Consider the following 2921-nt stretch of genomic DNA (forward strand, 5'->3'; position numbering starts at 1 on the left):
CCTACCCCCCCGCAGGGACCGGGTGACCAGGGGGGGGGCCCCGCCAGGCGGGGGGGCCCACTCCCTTGTGCATCCGTACTGCGTCAGGCCGCCTGACGCGCCCTGCGGTAGAGCACGGCGCCCGCGAGGAGCAGACCCGCACTCATCGGCACGGCGATACCGATCGGCGTCTCGGAGCCGGTCCGCGCGAGCTGCTCGGAACCCTTGGGCGGTGTGACGGTGTGCGTCTCGGGCTCATTGGGCTTCGAGGGCTTCTCGGGACGGTCCGGGGTGTCCGGCTTACCGGGCTTCGACGGCTTTTCCGGCTTCCCGGGTCCGGCCGGCGGCTCCTCGTGGACCGGCGGCTTCGGGCCGGCCTCGTTGGTGCAGTCGTTGCCCTCGGTGCCGTTGCCCAGGCCGCCGATGGTGACGCTGTTCCCGCAGGCGTTCACGGGGACGTCGATCGGGAGCTGGATGACGTTGCCGGAGCCGACGCCCGGCGAGTCCTTCGCCGAGCCCTCGGCGGTGGCGCCGCCACCGGGCTTGTCCTTGCCGCCGTTGTCGCTGTTCCCGCCGTCCGAGACGTTGGCGCAGCTGTTGCCCGCCGCCGGGTTGAGCAGCCCGACCACGTTGACCGTGTTCCCGCAGAGGTTCACGGGGATGTTGATCGGCAGCTGGACGGTGTTGCCCGCCAGCACGCCCGGGGAGTCGGCGGTCTTGCCGTCCGCTCCCGAATCGGCGAACGCGGTGCCACCCGTGACGGCGAGCACGCCGCTCGCGGCTGCCACGGTGATCAGGCCTTTGCGCGTGACCTGTCGCATAGGTTCTTCCCTGCCTTTGACCTACTGGAGTAGCGCAACCGCTCCCTTGCGGGTGCGCCTAGATGCCAGGCAGCCCCGGAGCGCATGGCACGCACTCCGGGGCCGACGGACTCAGACCCTCTTGGGGTGAGGCACTACGTCTCAGACGTTGGTGCAGGTGTTGCCGAAGGCGGGGTTCAGCAGCCCGATCACGGAAACGGTGTTGCCACACGCGTTCACCGGGATGTGGACCGGGACCTGAACAACGTTGCCCGAGAGCACGCCGGGAGACTTCACAGCGGCACCCTGGGCACCGGAGTCGGCAGCTGCGATACCCGCGCCAGCGAGAACCAGGCCACCCGTAGCAGCCGCAGCAGCGACGACCTTCTTGATCATTATTCCTCCTTGTTGGCAATGCAGTCCCAGCCGCGGACTGCATCACCTGTAACGAGGAGGGAGTATTCGGGCTACGAGCCTATGGTCGCTTTCACTCTTTTCAGTCAACTGCGCACGTACGGCCGAATATTGAGATCAACGAACTCAGGAAGCGTCGATGAAGCGGTCGAGAACGCGCACACCGAACTTGAGCCCCTCGGTCGGCACGCGCTCGTCCACGCCGTGGAACATGCCCGCGAAGTCCAACTCGGGCGGCAGCTGCAGGGGCGCGAAACCGAAGCAGCGGATGCCGAGATCGTCGAAGGACTTGGCGTCCGTGCCGCCGGAGAGCATGTACGGAACGGCCCGCGCGATGGGGTCCTCGGCCTTCAGGGCGAGCTGCATGGCGTCCACGAGCTTGCCGTCGAAGTCGGTCTCGAGCGCCTTGTCGCCGTGCACGTCCTCGCGCTTCACGCGCGGACCGAGGATGCGGTCGAGGTCGGCGAGGAACTCCTCCTCGTACCCCGGCAGGAAGCGCCCGTCCACATGGGCGGTGGCCTGCCCGGGGATGACGTTCACCTTGTAGCCGGCGCCGAGCATCGTCGGGGCGGCGGAGTTGCGGAGCGTCGCGCCGACCATCTTGGCGATGCCGCCGAGCTTCGCGAGGGTCGCGTCCATGTCCTCGGGGTCGAGTTCGGTCCCGAGTGCGTCGGACAGTTCGTCGAGGAACGACCGTACGGTCTTGGTCACGCGCACCGGCCACTCGTAGCGGCCCAGGCGCCCGACGGCCTCGCACAGCTCGGTGATCGCGTTGTCCTTGTTGGTCATCGACCCGTGCCCGGCGGTGCCGTCCACGGTGAGCCGCATCCAGTGCATGCCCTTCTGGGCGGTCTCGATGAGATACAGGCGCAGGTTCTCGTTGACCGTGAACGAGAAGCCGCCGACCTCGCCGATCGCCTCGGTCACGCCCTCGAAGAGACCCGGGTGGTTGTCGACCAGGTGCCGGGCGCCGTACGTGCCGCCGGCCTCCTCGTCCGCGAGGAACGCGAGCACGATGTCGCGCGGAGGCTTGCGGCCGCTGCGCATCCGGTCGCGTACGACCGCGAGGGTCATCGCGTCCATGTCCTTCATGTCGACGGCGCCGCGCCCCCATACGCACCCGTCCGCGATCTCACCGGAGAAGGGGTGGTGGGTCCAGTCCTGCGCATTGGCCGGCACGACGTCGGTGTGCCCGTGGATCAGGAGCGCCGGACGCGAGGGGTCCTCGCCCTCGATCCGGGCGACCGTCGAGGCGCGGCCGGGGTGGGACTCGAAGATCTGGGGCTCGAGGCCGACCTCCGCGAGCTTCTCGGCGACGTACTCGGCGGCCTTGCGCTCGCCGGGCCCCGAGTGGTCTCCGTAGTTGCTGGTGTCGATCCGGATCAGGTCCCGGCAGAGGTCGACGACCTCGTCCTCACCGGCGACATGCTGCCCGCTCTGCTGCCCGTTCCTGCCCGCTGCACTCACGCCGGGTTCCTCTCGCAGTTGCTGCTCGCTGGTCCCCGCCATCCTCCCGCGTCCCCGGCCCGGACCCAAGGGCGGGCCCGCTGCGACATGCACCGCTGACGTCCGGCGGGGGCGGTCCGGGGGTGTGATCGGGGACCCCTGAATGTTTGCTATGGTTTTCCACGTCGCCGCGGGAAACCGCGGGTCACCGGTCCGGGTGGCGGAATGGCAGACGCGCTAGCTTGAGGTGCTAGTGCCCTTTATCGGGCGTGGGGGTTCAAG

Annotated in this window: 3 protein-coding genes; all 3 read right to left on the reverse strand. The window is 69.0% G+C overall.

Translation table 11 applies throughout. From position 1 onward, the window contains the following. Positions 1–83: 83 nt before the first annotated feature. Positions 84–800 carry a chaplin gene (locus JAO81_RS17705; RefSeq protein ID WP_199548826.1) on the reverse strand — a complete coding sequence of 239 codons (717 nt, stop codon included), beginning with the start codon at positions 798–800 and terminating at the stop codon, positions 84–86. Positions 801–941: 141 nt separating this feature from the next. After that, positions 942–1175 (reverse strand): chaplin ChpH, encoded by a 234-nt coding sequence (gene chpH, locus JAO81_RS17710; protein WP_165330906.1) that lies wholly within the window; start codon positions 1173–1175, stop codon positions 942–944. 144 nt (positions 1176–1319) lie between these two features. After that, entirely contained in the window at positions 1320–2702 is a 1383-nt protein-coding gene (locus JAO81_RS17715) for a M20/M25/M40 family metallo-hydrolase (protein WP_374194311.1), read from the reverse strand. Between the last annotated feature and the right edge of the window lie 219 nt (positions 2703–2921).

The organism is Streptomyces sp. N35, from assembly GCF_016464295.1.
In the GTDB taxonomy this organism is placed as follows: domain Bacteria; phylum Actinomycetota; class Actinomycetes; order Streptomycetales; family Streptomycetaceae; genus Streptomyces.

Excerpts from the sequence above, each read along its gene's own strand:
- JAO81_RS17705 (WP_199548826.1), bottom strand. The coding sequence starts at position 800 with ATGCGACAGGTCACGCGCAAAGGCCTGATCACCGTGGCAGCCGCGAGC.
- chpH (WP_165330906.1), bottom strand. The coding sequence starts at position 1,175 with ATGATCAAGAAGGTCGTCGCTGCTGCGGCTGCTACGGGTGGCCTGGTT.
- JAO81_RS17715 (WP_374194311.1), bottom strand. The coding sequence starts at position 2,702 with ATGGCGGGGACCAGCGAGCAGCAACTGCGAGAGGAACCCGGCGTGAGT.